The organism is Streptomyces sp. NPDC091282 (assembly GCF_044757385.1).
Lineage (GTDB): Bacteria > Actinomycetota > Actinomycetes > Streptomycetales > Streptomycetaceae > Streptomyces > Streptomyces gramineus.
Genome location: NZ_JBIVUX010000005.1, coordinates 618,466 through 632,461, shown reverse-complemented (window position 1 = coordinate 632,461; position 13,996 = coordinate 618,466). Strand labels below are relative to the sequence as shown.

Annotated in this window: 15 protein-coding genes; 2 read left to right on the top strand and 13 right to left on the bottom strand. The window is 73.0% G+C overall.

Translation table 11 applies throughout. From position 1 onward, the window contains the following. Nucleotides 1-37 precede the first annotated feature (37 nt). The 3 genes from ACIQOE_RS26255 to ACIQOE_RS26245 all read right to left on the bottom strand — a co-directional run bounded on the left by ACIQOE_RS26255 (nucleotide 38) and on the right by ACIQOE_RS26245 (nucleotide 3,125). Entirely contained in the window at nucleotides 38-913 is an 876-nt protein-coding gene (locus ACIQOE_RS26255; RefSeq protein WP_401414060.1) for an alpha/beta hydrolase, read from the bottom strand. A 192-nt stretch (nucleotides 914-1,105) separates the two neighbouring features. After that, a complete protein-coding gene (kynU, locus tag ACIQOE_RS26250) occupies nucleotides 1,106-2,287 on the bottom strand; it encodes a kynureninase (RefSeq protein WP_365560652.1) in 1,182 nt (393 codons plus the stop codon). Next, nucleotides 2,280-3,125, bottom strand: a complete 846-nt coding sequence (locus ACIQOE_RS26245; RefSeq protein ID WP_351317374.1) for a tryptophan 2,3-dioxygenase family protein — start codon at nucleotides 3,123-3,125, stop codon at nucleotides 2,280-2,282. Before ACIQOE_RS26245 ends, kynU begins: the two co-directional genes overlap by 8 nt. A 202-nt stretch (nucleotides 3,126-3,327) precedes the next feature. Between ACIQOE_RS26245 and ACIQOE_RS26240 the strand changes: the two genes are divergently transcribed. Further along, the gene (locus ACIQOE_RS26240; RefSeq protein ID WP_351317372.1) at nucleotides 3,328-3,747 is read left to right on the top strand and encodes a DUF3151 domain-containing protein; all 420 of its coding nucleotides are present in this window, start codon (nucleotides 3,328-3,330) and stop codon (nucleotides 3,745-3,747) included. Between the two features lie 155 nt (nucleotides 3,748-3,902). Here ACIQOE_RS26240 and ACIQOE_RS26235 read toward each other — a convergent pair whose 3' ends face one another. The 8 genes from ACIQOE_RS26235 to ACIQOE_RS26200 form a co-directional block, all read right to left on the bottom strand. Further along, a complete protein-coding gene (locus ACIQOE_RS26235; RefSeq protein ID WP_401414057.1) occupies nucleotides 3,903-5,342 on the bottom strand; it encodes an MFS transporter in 1,440 nt (479 codons plus the stop codon). 88 nt (nucleotides 5,343-5,430) lie between these two features. After that, the gene (gene fbaA, locus ACIQOE_RS26230; protein ID WP_351317366.1) at nucleotides 5,431-6,453 is read right to left on the bottom strand and encodes a class II fructose-bisphosphate aldolase; all 1,023 of its coding nucleotides are present in this window, start codon (nucleotides 6,451-6,453) and stop codon (nucleotides 5,431-5,433) included. Between the two features lie 168 nt (nucleotides 6,454-6,621). Further along, nucleotides 6,622-7,170: an orotate phosphoribosyltransferase gene (pyrE, locus tag ACIQOE_RS26225; protein WP_351317363.1), complete on the bottom strand. Its 549-nt coding sequence runs from the start codon at nucleotides 7,168-7,170 to the stop codon at nucleotides 6,622-6,624. Between the two features lie 25 nt (nucleotides 7,171-7,195). After that, the gene (locus tag ACIQOE_RS26220) at nucleotides 7,196-7,984 is read right to left on the bottom strand and encodes an aldose 1-epimerase (protein WP_401414055.1); all 789 of its coding nucleotides are present in this window, start codon (nucleotides 7,982-7,984) and stop codon (nucleotides 7,196-7,198) included. Nucleotides 7,985-8,018: 34 nt separating this feature from the next. After that, nucleotides 8,019-8,741 (bottom strand): SRPBCC family protein, encoded by a 723-nt coding sequence (locus ACIQOE_RS26215; RefSeq protein WP_401414053.1) that lies wholly within the window; start codon nucleotides 8,739-8,741, stop codon nucleotides 8,019-8,021. A 66-nt stretch (nucleotides 8,742-8,807) separates the two neighbouring features. Beyond that, nucleotides 8,808-10,442, bottom strand: a complete 1,635-nt coding sequence (locus ACIQOE_RS26210; RefSeq protein ID WP_365568949.1) for a polyamine aminopropyltransferase — start codon at nucleotides 10,440-10,442, stop codon at nucleotides 8,808-8,810. An 84-nt stretch (nucleotides 10,443-10,526) separates the two neighbouring features. Continuing rightward, nucleotides 10,527-11,057 (bottom strand): DUF2617 family protein, encoded by a 531-nt coding sequence (locus ACIQOE_RS26205; RefSeq protein WP_351317352.1) that lies wholly within the window; start codon nucleotides 11,055-11,057, stop codon nucleotides 10,527-10,529. Between the two features lie 347 nt (nucleotides 11,058-11,404). Beyond that, nucleotides 11,405-11,680 (bottom strand): hypothetical protein, encoded by a 276-nt coding sequence (locus ACIQOE_RS26200; protein ID WP_351317349.1) that lies wholly within the window; start codon nucleotides 11,678-11,680, stop codon nucleotides 11,405-11,407. A gap of 139 nt (nucleotides 11,681-11,819) precedes the next feature. Between ACIQOE_RS26200 and ACIQOE_RS26195 the strand changes: the two genes are divergently transcribed. After that, on the top strand, nucleotides 11,820-13,013 hold the full coding sequence (locus ACIQOE_RS26195) for a pyridoxal phosphate-dependent aminotransferase (protein WP_401414050.1): 1,194 nt from the start codon (nucleotides 11,820-11,822) through the stop codon (nucleotides 13,011-13,013). A gap of 352 nt (nucleotides 13,014-13,365) precedes the next feature. Here the strand turns inward: ACIQOE_RS26195 and ACIQOE_RS26190 are convergent, their stop codons facing one another. Further along, on the bottom strand, nucleotides 13,366-13,719 hold the full coding sequence (locus ACIQOE_RS26190) for a prevent-host-death family protein (protein WP_401414048.1): 354 nt from the start codon (nucleotides 13,717-13,719) through the stop codon (nucleotides 13,366-13,368). Next, nucleotides 13,710-13,877 (bottom strand): hypothetical protein, encoded by a 168-nt coding sequence (locus ACIQOE_RS26185; RefSeq protein ID WP_401414045.1) that lies wholly within the window; start codon nucleotides 13,875-13,877, stop codon nucleotides 13,710-13,712. Before ACIQOE_RS26185 ends, ACIQOE_RS26190 begins: the two co-directional genes overlap by 10 nt. Nucleotides 13,878-13,996 lie beyond the last annotated feature (119 nt).

Below are 13,996 nucleotides of genomic sequence, written 5' to 3'. Positions count from 1 at the left end.
AGTCCGTCTCAGGGACTACGGCCGCCGCGGACCGCCGTCACCAGGCCAGTTGCGCGATCTCCTCGGCCACCACCGCGCAGGCGTCCGCCGCCGGGTCGATCAGCGGGAAGTGGCCGACGTCCTCCAGCAGCGTCAGGCCCACCACCTCGCCCGCCTTGGCCGCCGCGTCCGCGTAGGACTCGGCGACGGCCTGCGGGACGACGTCGTCCGTGCGGCCCTGGACCAGGGTGGTCGCGATGCCGGTGGGCAGCAGCAGCGCCGGGTCGGCGTAGCGCTGCCGGTCGGTGAACTGGTCCTGTCCGCCCAGCAGTTGCAGCGCCGCGTGACCGCAGACCTCCAGCTTCTCCGCCATCGCGAAGTCGGCGATCGGCGCCAGGGCGACCACGCCCCGCAGCGGTGCCGGGCCGGACGTGCGCCATGGGGCGTCCGCCGGCAGGACGTGCCGGGCCGCCGCCCACAGCGCCAGGTGGCCGCCGGCCGAGTGCCCGGTGAGGACCGTGCGGCGCAGGTCCGCCTGGGGCAGCGCCTCGCGGGCCAGCGCGGGCAGGGCCTCCAGTGCGGCCGCGACGTCGTCGAAGGTGTCGGGCCAGCGGCCGGCCACCGGGGCCGTGCCGCCCTGCGCGGGCAGGACCGGGCCGCGCCGGTACTCGACGTTGGCCACCGCGAAGCCGCGCCGGGCCAGGAAGTCGGCGAACGGGGTGAGGTGGCCGCGGTCGTACGGCGCCCGCCACGCGCCGCCGTGCAGGGTCACGACCAGCGGGGCCACGGTCTCGCCGCCGCGCGGGACGTAGAAGTCGATCACCTGGTCGGGGTGGTCGCCGTAGGCCGCCGTGGTGTCGGGCGCGACATGCGGATGCGAGAAGGCCGACTCCTCCTCGGCGGCGGCCCGTTCTGCTGCGGCGTCGTCCGGCATGCTCCAACCTCTCAGCGGTGTAGTGAAATTGGCGGACCAGGTGGGAAATTCGGCCGTTGGCCGGGACGGTATCAGGCCGGTGACGTGCGGCGACACGTGGATGTCACGCACGGTGAGGATTAAACGGTTCTGTACCGTCCCGGACTTTCCGCGCCGGGTCGCCGTATCCGCTTGTCGACTCGCCGCGAGGTGTTACACGACCTCCGCGAGGACCCGCGCCGCCCGCTCCGCGTCCGCGAAACCGACGTACAGCGGCGTGAAGCCGAAGCGGAGCACGTCCGGATGGCGGAAGTCCCCGACCACCCCGCGCTCGATCAGCCGCTTCATCACGTCCCCCGCGTCCGGGCAGCGCAGCGCGATCTGGCTGCCGCGCTCCTCGTGCGCGAGCGGGGTCACGCACTCCACGCGGCCCGCCGGCAGGTACGCCTCGACGCACTCCAGGAAGAAGTCCGTCAGGGCCAGCGACTTGGCGCGCACGGCGGCCACCGGCACCTCGTCCCAGACCTCAAGCGCCGCCTCCAGGGCCAGCATGGAGAGGATGTCCGGGGTGCCGACGCGGCCGCGCACCGCGCCCGCGGCCGGTTCGTAGGCCGCGCGCATCCCGAACGGCTCGGCGTGCGAGTTCCAGCCGGGCAGCGGCGAGTCGAAGCGGTCCTGGAGGTCACGGCGGACGTACAGGTACGCCGGTGCGCCCGGACCGCCGTTCAGGTACTTGTAGGTGCAGCCGACGGCCAGGTCGACGCCGTGCTCGTCGAGGCCGACCGGCAGCGCGCCCGCGCTGTGGCACAGGTCCCAGACGGCCACCGCCCCGGCCGCGTGCACCGCGGCGGTCAGGGACGGCAGGTCCAGGAGCCGGCCCGTGCGGTAGTCGACGTGGTTGAGCAGGACGGCGGCCGTGCGGTCGCTCAGCGCGGTGCGCACGTCCGCCGGTGCCACCGGCCGCAGCGTACGGCCGGTGAGCCGGGCCGCCGACTCGGCGATGTAGCCGTCGGTCGGGAAGGTGGTGGCGTCGACCAGGATCTCCGTGCGCCCCTCCCCGGCGAGCCGCACCGCGCCGACCAGCGCCTTGAAGACGTTGACGCTGGTGGAGTCGCCGACCACGATCTGGCCCGCCGCCGCGCCGACCAGCGGGGCGATCCGGTCGCCGATCCGCTCCGGCGCCGTCCACCAGCCGCTCTCGTCCCAGGACCGGATGCGCAGCTCGCCCCACTGCCGCCGGACCACGTCCTCGACGCGGCCGGGGACGTGCGCGGGCAGCGCGCCCAGTGAGTTGCCGTCGAGGTAGACCACGTCGTCGAGGACGAAGCGGGAGCGCACCGCGGCCAGTTCGTCCGCCGCGTCCAGCTTCTCCGCGCGCAGGGACAGTTCAGACATGGGACCTCGCCGTCCACAGCTCCGGGAACACGTTCTTGCGGGCGCGCTTCTCCAGCCAGGCCACGCCGGCCGAGCCGCCGGTGCCGGGCTTGGCGCCCATCGCGCGGCGGGTGGCGACCAGGTGGTCGTTGCGCCAGCGCCAGACCAGTTCCGCGACGTCGGTCAACGCCTCGCCGAGGCGGGCCAGTTCGGCGTCGCCGTCGCCCGAGTAGACGGCCGTCCAGGCGGCCTCGACGGCGTCCGAGGCGTCGTACCGCTCGGACACGTCACGGTGCAGCACGGCGTCCGGGACCGGGTGGCCGCGGCGGGCGAGGAGCCGGACCACCTCGTCGTACAGGCTCGGCTCGTGCAGGGCCTTCTCCAGTTCCGCGTGGACGCGGGGGGCTCCGCGGTGCGGGACGAGCATCGACGCGGACTTCTCGCCGAGCAGGAACTCCATCCGCCGGTACATCGCCGACTGGAAGCCGGAGCCGTCCCCGAGGGCGGACCGGTAGGAGTTGAACTGGGCGGGCGTGAGCTGGCCGAGCGGTTTCCAGGAGGCGTTCAGCGCCTCCATCTCCCGGGTGGAGCGTTTGAGGGCGGCGATCGCGGTGGGGACGTCGTCGCCGCGCAGGGCGGCCGCCGCGGTCTCCCACTCGTGGACGATGACCGTGAACCACAGCTCCATGACCTGGGTCGTGACCAGGAAGACCATCTCACCGGGATCGTCGGAGAGGGTGTGCTGGAGGTGGGTGAGGACGTCCGCCCTGACGTAGTCCTCGTACGGCGTGGTGCCGGCGAAGTCGAGATGCGGGGTCTCGGGCTCCGAAGCCTCGTGGGGCTGAGCCTGAAGGGACATCGCTGTCTCCTGTTGTGTACTCCGGGTAGCGGTCCGCCCCTGCCGTTCTCGACACGGGGGCCCCGGTCCCCACCCGCATCTTCCGCAACGTACCCCGCACACGGCAAGGGCCGCCCGTTGCCAGACGGGCCACACCGGTCACCAACGGCACCGGATCACCCGGTCGGCCGATCCGGCGGGGGCGCGGTGGCAGACTGGCGCCATGACGACGCACAAGAACCTGCTCGGCGGCCCGGAGCCGACGTATCTGCCCGAGAACGAAGAGGCGTACCGCCTGCTGGGCGAGGAGAAGCTGGCTCCGGTCGAGGTGGCGGCGAAGTTCCCGACCTTCTCGCTGGCCTGGGCGCTGCTCGCCGACGACGCGTTCGAGCGCGGCTCGGTCGTCGAGTCGTACGCCTACGCGCGCACCGGCTACCACCGCGGCCTGGACGCCCTGCGCCGGGCGGGCTGGAAGGGCCACGGTCCCGTCCCGTGGGACCACCGGGCCAACCGCGGCTTCCTGCGCTGCCTGGCCGGGCTCGCCCGTGCCGCGGGCGAGATCGGCGAGCAGGACGAGTACGAGCGGTGCCGGCAGTTCCTGAAGGACAGCAGCCCGGAGGCGTACACCGAACTCAAGGGCTGACGCCCGCCGCCGCCGACCAGCACCGCCGCGCCGGACGAGCCCTCGGGCGGCCACCCGGCGGCGGGGCGCCGGTCGGCGGCCGCCGGGGTCTCGCGCCCGGACACGGCGGCTCACGCATCCGGGGGCGGGCCGCCGAGACGCCGGTGGGTGCCGGCCTAGTGGCCCTTCGCCTCCAGAGGTGGCGACATCACGTTGCCGTGGGTGCGGCATTCCGGGCGGACGCAGCCCGGGGCCGGCCTGCGGACCAGCGCGAACGCCAGGGCCGAGCCGGCCACCAGCACCCCCGCGCAGATCGGCATGGCCCGGTCGAAGGCCGCGTCGAACCTCACCGGCGACCGGTAGGCCTCCGGACCCATCCCCGCGAGCAGCGGCAGCGCGGCCACCGCGATCAGGCTCGCCGCGCGGGCGGCCGCGTTGTTGATGCCGCTGGCGATGCCCGCGCGGGCCGTGTCCACGGAGGCGAGGACCGAGGCGGTGAGCGGGGCCACCAGGGTGACCATGCCGGCGCCCATGACCACGACCGCCGGGAAGACGTCCGTCAGGTAGTTCGCGTGCGGGCCGACCCGCAGCATCAGCATCATCCCCGTGGCGCACAGCAGCGGCCCGACGGTGAGCGGCAGCCGGGGCCCGATCTTGTCCGCGAGCGCGCCCGAGCGGGCCGAGAAGAGCAGCATCAGCACGGTGCTGGGCAGCAGGGCCGTGCCGGCGGCCAGCGCCGAGTAGCCCGCCACCACCTGGAGTTGGAGCGCGGTGAGGAAGAAGTAGCCGCCGAACGCGCCGTACACGCACAGCGTGACCACGTTCAGCGCGGTGAACTGGCGGGAGGCGAAGATGTCCAGCGGGAGCATCGGGTCCTCGCGGCGCCTCTCGACGTGCACGAAGGCCACGCCGGTGGCGAGGCCCGCGACGGCGAGCAAGGACATGGTCCCGGCGTCGATCAGCGCGTAGGTCACGAACCCGAGGGTCAGGGCGGCCAGCACCGCGCCGAGCGCGTCGAACCTCCCGTGCGCGCGCCCGTCGACGGACTCCGGGACATGGCGCAGCGCGACGGGGACGCAGAGCAGGGCCAGCGGGACGTTCAGCAGGAACACCCAGCGCCAGCCGGGGCCGTCCACCAGCCAGCCGCCGAGGAACGGCCCGATGGCCGCGCCGATGCCGCCGAACCCGGACCACAGGCCGACCGCCTTGGCCCGGTCGTCGGGGTGGAAGGACGCCTGGATGAGCGCGAGCGAGCCCGGCGTGAGGAGGGCGCCGCCGATGCCCTGGAGGGCTCGGGCGGCGATCAGGACGATGTCGTTCGGCGCCAGGCCGCACAGCAGGGAGGCGGCGGCGAACCAGACGACCCCGAGCACGAAGATCTTCCGGCGGCCGTACCGGTCGCCGAGGGAGCCGCCGAGCAGGATCAGGCCGGCCAGCGTCAGCAGGTACGCGTTGACCGTCCACTGCAGGGCCCCGAGGCTCGTGTTCAGGTCACGGCCGATGCGGGGCAGGGCGACATTGACGACGGTCGAGTCCAGCAGCGCCATGCTGGAGCCGAGGACGGTGGTGAGCAGGATCCACTTGCCCTGTGAGGAGGCCAGCCGGACGTCGGGCATGGTTCCAGGTATACAGCGGACCCGGCGCTGTAGCACCGGGTCCGCGGAAAACGCCGGGCGGCCGTCGGGCGACGGCCGCGCGAACGTCCTACTTGATCCTGTTTCCGGCCGAGCGCAGGTGCTGCGTGGCCTCGACGACGCGCGCGGCCATGCCGGCCTCGGCCAGCTTGCCCCAGGTGCGCGGGTCGTAGGTCTTCTTGGAGCCGACCTCGCCGTCGACCTTGAGGACGCCGTCGTAGTTCTTGAACATGTGGTCGGCGACCGGACGGGTGAAGGCGTACTGGGTGTCGGTGTCCAGGTTCATCTTCACGACGCCGTTCTCCAGCGCGGTGGCGATCTCCTGCTCGGTGGAGCCGGAACCGCCGTGGAAGACGAAGTCGAACGGGGACGCCTTGCCGAACCTCGCGGCCACGCCGTCGGCCAGCTCCTTGAGCAGCTCGGGGCGGAGCACGACGTTGCCCGGCTTGTACACGCCGTGCACGTTGCCGAAGGAGGCGGCGAGCAGGTAGCGGCCCTTCTCGCCCAGGCCCAGCGCCTCGGCGGTGCGGATCGCGTCCTCGACCGTGGTGTAGAGGGAGTCGTTGATCTCGTGCGAGACGCCGTCCTCCTCACCGCCGGTCGGGGTGATCTCGACCTCCAGGATGATCTTGGCCGCGCGGGCCTGCTCCAGCAGCTCCTGCGCGATGGCCAGGTTGTCCCCGAGGGTCTCGGCGGAACCGTCCCACATGTGCGACTGGAACAGCGGGGTCAGACCGGCCTCGACGCGCTTGCGGGAGATCGCGATCAGCGGACGCACGTACGCGTCCAGCTTGTCCTTCGGGCAGTGGTCGGTGTGCAGCGCGATGTTGACCGGGTACTTCTCGGCGATGACCTGCGCGAACTCGGCGAGCGCGACCGCGCCGGTCACCATGTCCTTGCTGTACTGGCCGCCGAGGAACTCGGCACCACCGGTGGAGATCTGGACGATGCCGTCGCTCTCCGCCTCCGCGAAGCCGCGCAGCGCAGCGTTCAGAGTCTGGGACGAGGTGACGTTGATGGCCGGGTAGGCGAACTTGCCTGCCTTCGCCCGGTCGAGCATCTCGTTGTAGACCTCGGGGGTTGCGATGGGCATCTGTCCGCTCCTTGGGTGTGCGGGTCGGCGTACTGCTGGTTCTCTACGGCCCTGACCTAGACCTTGAGGCACGACGTCATCGTCGTCCCCATCTTTCCAGACATGAACCGATGCTCCGGGCGCAGGGCGCCGGAGACATCCGGGTCAATCCCATCCGCCGGCCGCGGGTCAGTCCAGCCCCAGTTCATCCTTCGAGAAGGCGAACAGGTACGGCACGCCCGCGCCTTCGCGGATCTTCTCGTCGGCGCCGGTGGCCCGGTCGACGATGGTCGCGACGGCGACGACCTCGGCGCCGGCCTCGCGCACGGCCTCCACGGCGGCCAGCGGGGAGCCGCCGGTGGTGGAGGTGTCCTCCACGACGAGGACCCGCCGGCCCTTGATCTCCGGCCCCTCCACCCGGCGCTGCAGCCCGTGCGCCTTGGCCGCCTTGCGGACGACGAAGGCGTCGAGACGGCGGCCGCGCGCGGCGGCCGCGTGCAGCATCGCGCCGGCGACCGGGTCGGCGCCCATGGTGAGACCGCCGACGGCGTCGAACTCCAGCCCCTCGGTCAGGTCGAGGAGCACCTGGCCGACCAGCGGGGCGGCCTCGCCGTCGAGGGTGACGCGGCGGAGGTCGACGTAGTAGTCGGCCTCCAGCCCCGACGACAGGGTCACCCTGCCGTGCACCACGGCCTTGTCCTTGATCTGTTGCAGCAGCTCAGCGCGTACGTCCGTCATGCCGCCCAGCTTAGAGGCGACGGGCTCACAGGCGCCGCCAGGTCCAGGTGGTGGTGGCTTCCAGCGGCTCCAGCGGGGTGACCAGACGAGGGGCCGTGTTGAGTCCGTTCGGCGGACCGGTCTGCGGCTCCACGCACACGGCCGCGTCCTGCTCGTCGTAGACCACGACCCACTGCTCGCGGCTGGCCACCTTCAGCTCCAGCAGGCCCGGCCAGGTGAGGGTGACGTCGACGCCCTCGGGCATGCCGAAGCAGTCGTCCCAGGGGCCGGGCCGGGGATCGACGCGGTTGCCGGTGGGCAGGTGGTCCGCGCCGCGCTCCTCCTGCCAGGCCGGGGTGAAGTCGACCCGGGCGTCCTGGCCGTCGAGGGTGCGGTTGAACCAGGGGTGCCAGCCGATCTGCGCCGGGAAGGAGTCGTCGTACGTCTCCACGGCCATCGTCAGCGTCAGCGAGTCCTCGGTGAGCCGCACGTCGTGGGTGACGCGGGCCGGGTGCGGCCAGGGGGCGCCGAGTTCGCACGTGATCACGGCCTCGTCCGCGGAGCGGCGGGCGGTGCGCCAGGCGCCGTCGCGGGCGGTGCCGTGGATGGCGTGCGGCGGGGAGTTGAGCGGCATCTGGACGACGTGGGCGCCGTCCCGGAAGCGGCCGTCCCGGATGCGGCCGCACCACGGCACCATCGGGAAGCAGCCGAAGCGGTCGCCCTGGCGCAGGAGTTCGAGGGACCCGACCTTCAGGCCGGCGATACGGCCGCCGTTGCCGGGGCGCAGCAGGACCTCCGCGTCACCCGCGGTCAGCGTGATGTCTTCGTTACTCACGGGATGACAGTACCGGGGGGCGCGGCGCGGGCGGTCAGCGGCGTTTGCGCAGTGCCCTGGTGACGACGATCGCCGAGGCCAGGGCCACGGCCGCGGCCGGTGCGGCCCAGCGCAGGGCCGAGCCCGCCGCGACCGTCTGCGGCGCGGGAACCGGCGCGTACCGGCCGCGGGGCGGCGCGTGGTCGACCTCCTCGGCGCTGCGGCCGATCATCGTGCGGCGGGCGTGGGCCGCCTCGGCGAAGATCTCGGGCAGCGGTTCCTCGACCGGCTCGGGTCCCAGCGACGGCGGCGGTGCCTCCGTCTCGAAGACCGGCGGCGGCTGCTCGGGCGGCTCGGGCCGGGCCTCCCCGAGCCCCTCCACGAACCGGTTGAGCAGTCGGGTGGCGGCCGACTCCACGGCCTCCGGGGCCAGTTCGGCGACCCGCCCGCCGGCGGACGCCGTGCCCGTCACCGTGACCTCGCACCCCTCGTCCGTGTCCGCGAGGCGGAGCGTGAGCGCCAGTTTCACCGCGCCGTCGCCGCGCGCCTCGGTGGCGTCGCCGTCGACCGCGTAGGAACCGTCGTCCCGGGCGGTGACCCGCAAGGAGCCCCGGTAGGTGATCGAGTGGCTGCCGATGCGGACCTTGACGCGGCCGGAGCCGGGGGCCGCGCCCGCGTCCTGCTGGAGGCCGGGGAGCGCCCGGGCGACCCGCGCGGGGTCGGCCAGCGCCTCCCTGAGCCGCGAGGCCGGGGCCGGGACGTACACCTGGTGCTCCATGCCGACTGAGCCTACCCAGGAGTCGGGCCGCCGTACCCTCCATGACGCACGGCCGGGGGCCCGCGGTCAGTACCGCGGATCGATCAGCGTGGAGGGCGGCGGTGCGGGCCGCGGGGCGCGCAACGCGTCGGCGCGCAGCTCCCGTCCGGTCAGCGTGCGCAGCCGCGGACCGCCCGCCGCCAGCCGCAGCCGCGGTGCGCGCCCGCCCGCCGTCGCCAGCACGAAGCCCCAGTCGTGCGGGGACCCGGAACCGCCGGCCGAGCGGTCGGGTCCGGCGGCGAAGCCGGGGTCGCGGCCGTGCACCCGGTAGGCGGTGGTGGCCAGGCCGGCGGCGCGCAGGGTCGCGTCCACCGTCCAGAAGTCGCGCGGGCGGGACTGGACCGGACCGGCGTGCACGACCAGGCGGCCGCCGGGTGCGAGGGCGCGGCGGGCCAGGCCGTAGAACTCCTCGGAGTACAGCTTGGTGCTGGCCGTGATGGCCGGGTCGGGCAGGTCGGCGATCACCACGTCGTACCCGGCGCGCGGCGCGGACTCGCGCAGCCAGCAGAAGGCGTCGGCGATGGTCACGCGGACGTGCGGGTCGTCGTAGGCATGGGCGTTGAGCGCGGCGAGGCCGGGGTCGGTGCGGGCGAGGCGGATCAGGTCGGCGTCGAGTTCGACGACGTCGACGCGGTCGACGCCGGTGTGCCGGAGCACCTCGCGGGCGGCCAGGCCGTCGCCGCCGCCGAGGATCAGCACGCGCGCGTGCGGGCCGCTCATCGCCGGGTGGACGAGGGCTTCGTGGTAGCGGCGTTCGTCGCGGCCGCCGACGCGCAGCCGGCCGTCGAGGAAGAGGTCGAGGGGGCGGCCGTGGGTGCCGCCGGTGAGGACTATCTCCTGGACGCCCGTCTGGAGGGCGACCCGGACGTCGTCGCCGTAGACGGCGTGCCGCGCGGCCCGTTCGAAGTCGCCGACGTGGGCGGCGGCGGTCGCGAGGACGCCGAGGACGGTCACGTTGACGACGAGGAGCCGCCAGCGGGTCCGGCGGGTCAGGTCGCCGCGGAACAGGCCGAGGACCAGGGCGCCGCCGGCCAGGACGTTGACCGTGCCGGTGAGCAGGGTGCCCGTCAGCTGGCCGAGGAAGGGCAGCAGGAGGAAGGGGAAGGCGAGGCCGCCGACGAGCGCGCCCACGTAGTCCGCCGCGAACAGGTCGGCCACGGCGCCGCCGGCGTCCTGGCGGCGGATGCGCTGGATGAGTTCCATCAAAAGCGGCACCTCGGCGCCGATCAGCAGGCCGATGGCGAGGGAGAACGCGACCAGGAGGCAGCGCGGCCCGGCCGCCCACAGGCCGCCCCAGGCGCCGGTCCAGGCGAAGACGGCGTACAGGGCCAGCGCGCTGCAGCCGCCGACCAGCGCCAGCGCGGCCTCGAGGGCGCAGAATCCGGCGGCCGCGTGCCAGCGCAGCCGCTTCGCGGCCAGTGAGCCGACGCCCATGGCGAAGACCATCACGGACAGCACCACGGAGGCCTGGGTGACCGAGTCGCCGATCAGGTAGGAGGCGAGGGCGACGAGTTCGAGTTCGTACACGAGCCCGCAGGCCGCGCAGACGAAGACGCACGCCAGGACCAGGAACCGGCCCGTGCCCGGCCGCACGGGCAGCGGCGCGAGGGTGCCCCAGGGCGGCGGGGCGCCGGGAGGAGCGGGTGCGTGCGGATCGATCACTCTGCGACGTTACGTCACTCGCTCGGTACGCTTCGTCACCCACACGTGTGGAAAACGGCCTCCTTGACGGCTCGTTGGTTTATGTCATCCCGGGACGGGTTGCGCCACCGGGACCCGTACGCCGACCCGCGTCCGGGTCGCCACCAGCTGTCCGTCCTGCGGGTAGGCGTGCCAGGTCCGCCAGTGCACCTGGCCCTCGTGGCGCTGGGCGAGCAGTGCGGTGAACGCGTGCGGGCTGCCCGGGAAGACGCCCGCGAGGCCGTACGGGTGCTCGGAGACGAGGGCGAGGAGTTCCTGGGCACGGCCCGCGAAGGAGCCGGGTGACAGCACCTCGACGCGGGCCGCGAACTCGTACTCCCAGTCGCCGATGCGCTTGGCGACGCCGAGCGGCAGCGGAGTGCTGGACCCCGGGATGCATGCCACCGTCTCCGAACAGCCGCCGCACTCCTCCTCCAGGAGGACCTGGTGGGACGCGCCCAGCAGTCGGAGCTGCAGCTTCGCCCCGGACAGCTCCAGGTCGAGGGTGGCGAGCGCGGGCAGCGGCTCGCGACCGAGGGCCCAGGCGAGGTCGGCCGCGCGCGTATCGGTGTAGGTGGTGTTCAGGGTCGTGAGCATGGATCGGCTCCGCTAACGCGCAGATGGGGAGGAGGGAGGTCCGGCGCACCTCGGTGGACACCGGGAGATCGGCCCGGCAGGGCCGGCCGGGGAAGGGTGTCGTCAGGACGTCCGAGGCACTGCTTCGGTGATTTAGAGGGAATCATGAACAGTGGCGCCACCACAGCGTTTTTACCCAACTTCGTGGGGTTTCCATCCCTCAGAGGGCCCCACAGCTCAACTGTTCAACAACGCGGTGCACCCTGCTCCCTCTGGCACACGCCGGAGCGTCCGGACGGAGCCGTACCCGCGCTCCGTCCGGACGCCCCGCTTCCCCCGTGTCCCCCCGTGGCCCCCGTGGTTCCCGGTCAGTTGCCCCCGCCGCAGCCGCCACCGCCGCCGCACGACGAGCCGCCGCCGCAGGAGGAGTGCCCTCCGCCGCACGAGTGACCCCCGTGTCCGCCGCCGTGCCCGCCGTGGCCTCCGCCGTGCGAGGAGGACCCCGAGTCGCCGGCCCACCAGCTGCCGCCCCCGTCGTACGAGCCGGACCCGCCCCGCCGGCCGGTACCGCCCTTGCGGACCGCGCCCGCGACGATCGCCAGGCAGACGACCGCGGCCACCGCCACGATGATGACTGCGTTCATGGCGCCACCTACTTTCGTTCGGCGCGGAGCGACCCCCCGTGGGCGCCCCGGCCGCCGCGCGAGCGCGGCGTGAACCGGTGATGCCCGGCCCCCGCGGCGGGCAAAGCAGAGTTGAGGAACTCCAGAGCTTGGGCGCAGGATGACCGGCATGACCTCCAGCGAACGTCCTCTTCTGAATCGCCGGCTTGCTGAGTTCGGGACCACGATCTTCGCCGAGATGTCCGCGCTGGCGCTGCGCACCGGCTCCATCAACCTGGGCCAGGGGTTCCCGGACACCGACGGTCCCGAGGAGGTCAGGGAGGCGGCCGTGCGGGCGCTGCGGGACGGACGCGGCAACCAGTACCCGCCGGGTCCGGGCGTCCCCGAGCTGCGCGCCGCGGTCGCCGCGCACCAGGAGCGCCGGTACGGGCTGTCGTACGACCCGGACGCGGAGGTGCTGGTCACGGCGGGCGCCACGGAGGCGATCGCGGCCGCCCTGCTGGCCCTCGTGGAGCCGGGCGACGAGGTCGTCGCGCTGGAGCCGTACTACGACTCCTACGCGGCCTGCATCGCCATGGCCGGCGGCACCCGGGTGCCGGTCACGCTCCGCCCGGACGGCACCGCCTTCCGCCTGGACCTCGACGAACTGCGCGCCGCGGTCACTCCCCGCACCCGGCTCCTGCTGGTCAACACCCCGCACAACCCGACCGGCACGGTCCTCACCCGTGCCGAGCTGACGGCGATCGCCGAACTGGCGGTCGAACGTGACCTGCTGGTCGTCACCGACGAGGTCTACGAGCACCTGGTCTTCGACGACGCCGGGCACCTGCCGCTCGCCACCCTGCCGGGCATGCGCGAGCGCACGGTCACCATCGGGTCGGCCGGCAAGACCTTCTCCTTCACCGGCTGGAAGGTCGGCTGGGTTACGGCCACCCCGAATCTGGTGGCCGCGGTCCGTTCGGCCAAGCAGTTCCTGACATACGTCGCCTCCGGGCCCTTCCAGTACGCCGTGGCCGAGGCCCTGCGCCTGCCCGACTCATACTTCGCGGAATTCCGCGCGGACATGCTGGCCAAGCGGGACCTGCTCGCGGGCGGCCTGGAGCGGGCGGGCTTCAGGGTCTTCCGCCCGAGCGGCACGTATTTCATCACCACCGACATCCGCCCCCTCGGCGAAAGCGACGGCTTCACCTTCTGTCGCGCCCTGCCGGAACGGGCCGGGGTCGTCGCCATCCCGAACGCGGTCTTCTACGACCATCAAGAGGCGGGCGCCTCCTACGTCAGGTTCGCGTTCTGCAAACGCACCGAGGTACTGGCGGACGCGGCGGAACGGCTCCGCAAGGCGTTCGCGCACTGACCGCCGCTCAACGGGGTCAGTCGTCCTTGGCGGGGCCGTCCTCCGACTCCGGTCTGCCCGCCACCTGCACCGCAAGAGCCCATCGCCCCCCGCACCCCGGTTCACCTTGCTTTCCGTACGGGCGAAACGCCGGAGTCTATGCGGTGTCCTTCGGGTGTCGCGGGGAGGCATACACGAGGATCACAGTCGAAGTGTCCGGACTGACCAGGTAGCGGACCCGGCCGCCGCTGGTGCGCGTTCGGCAACGCCACCCGGCACAGCTCCTTCCAACCGGTCGCGGGCTCCGTCGTGCCGTAAACGACGTTCCAGCCGCTCAGCGGAGGAACACTGGCCCGATCGCCTTTCGTCGGACTCACTCGTGCACCTCGACGGAGCCGAGGTCGACGCCACCGAGCGGACGGAGGGCTTCCCTGAGCTGGTCAGGATCGGCGTTGATGCGGGCGGTGGCCCGCCACGAGACGATCGCTCGGTGCACAGCCTCCCTGGCACCCAGTTCAGCGGCGTCGGACAGCGCTTCCAGAAGCTCGACAGTGAATTCCCGGACTTCCTCAGCGTCCAGGTGGCGCACCCACGGGAACACCTCGGGCAGCGCAAGCAGAAGCGACTTGGCACCGTCGTCCTGCTTCAACAGTGCAAGGAACAGCCGGGACGCCGTGGTCAGGTTTTCCTCGGCGCGCTCTGCGTATACGGCCGTGGTCAAGACCATGTCGGGCGCGTCTCGGTGCGTGACACGCAGACATCCCAGGGCGGCGGCCCTGGCTGCGACAGCCTTTTGAAGCGCCGGAAGGCGCCCCGCCCGCCGATGGCGATCCGCAGCCGGTCGGCAAGGGCGATGTCCTCCACTTCCTCGATGAACAGCTCCATCTCCCGGTAACCGGCCCGGGTCCCCAGAATCGGCACGTACAGCCATCGCTCGGGATCTTCGTTCTCCTCGGCACGCCCCCTGGCCGATCCCGATCGCGAAAGGCGAGGCAATCGCAGCC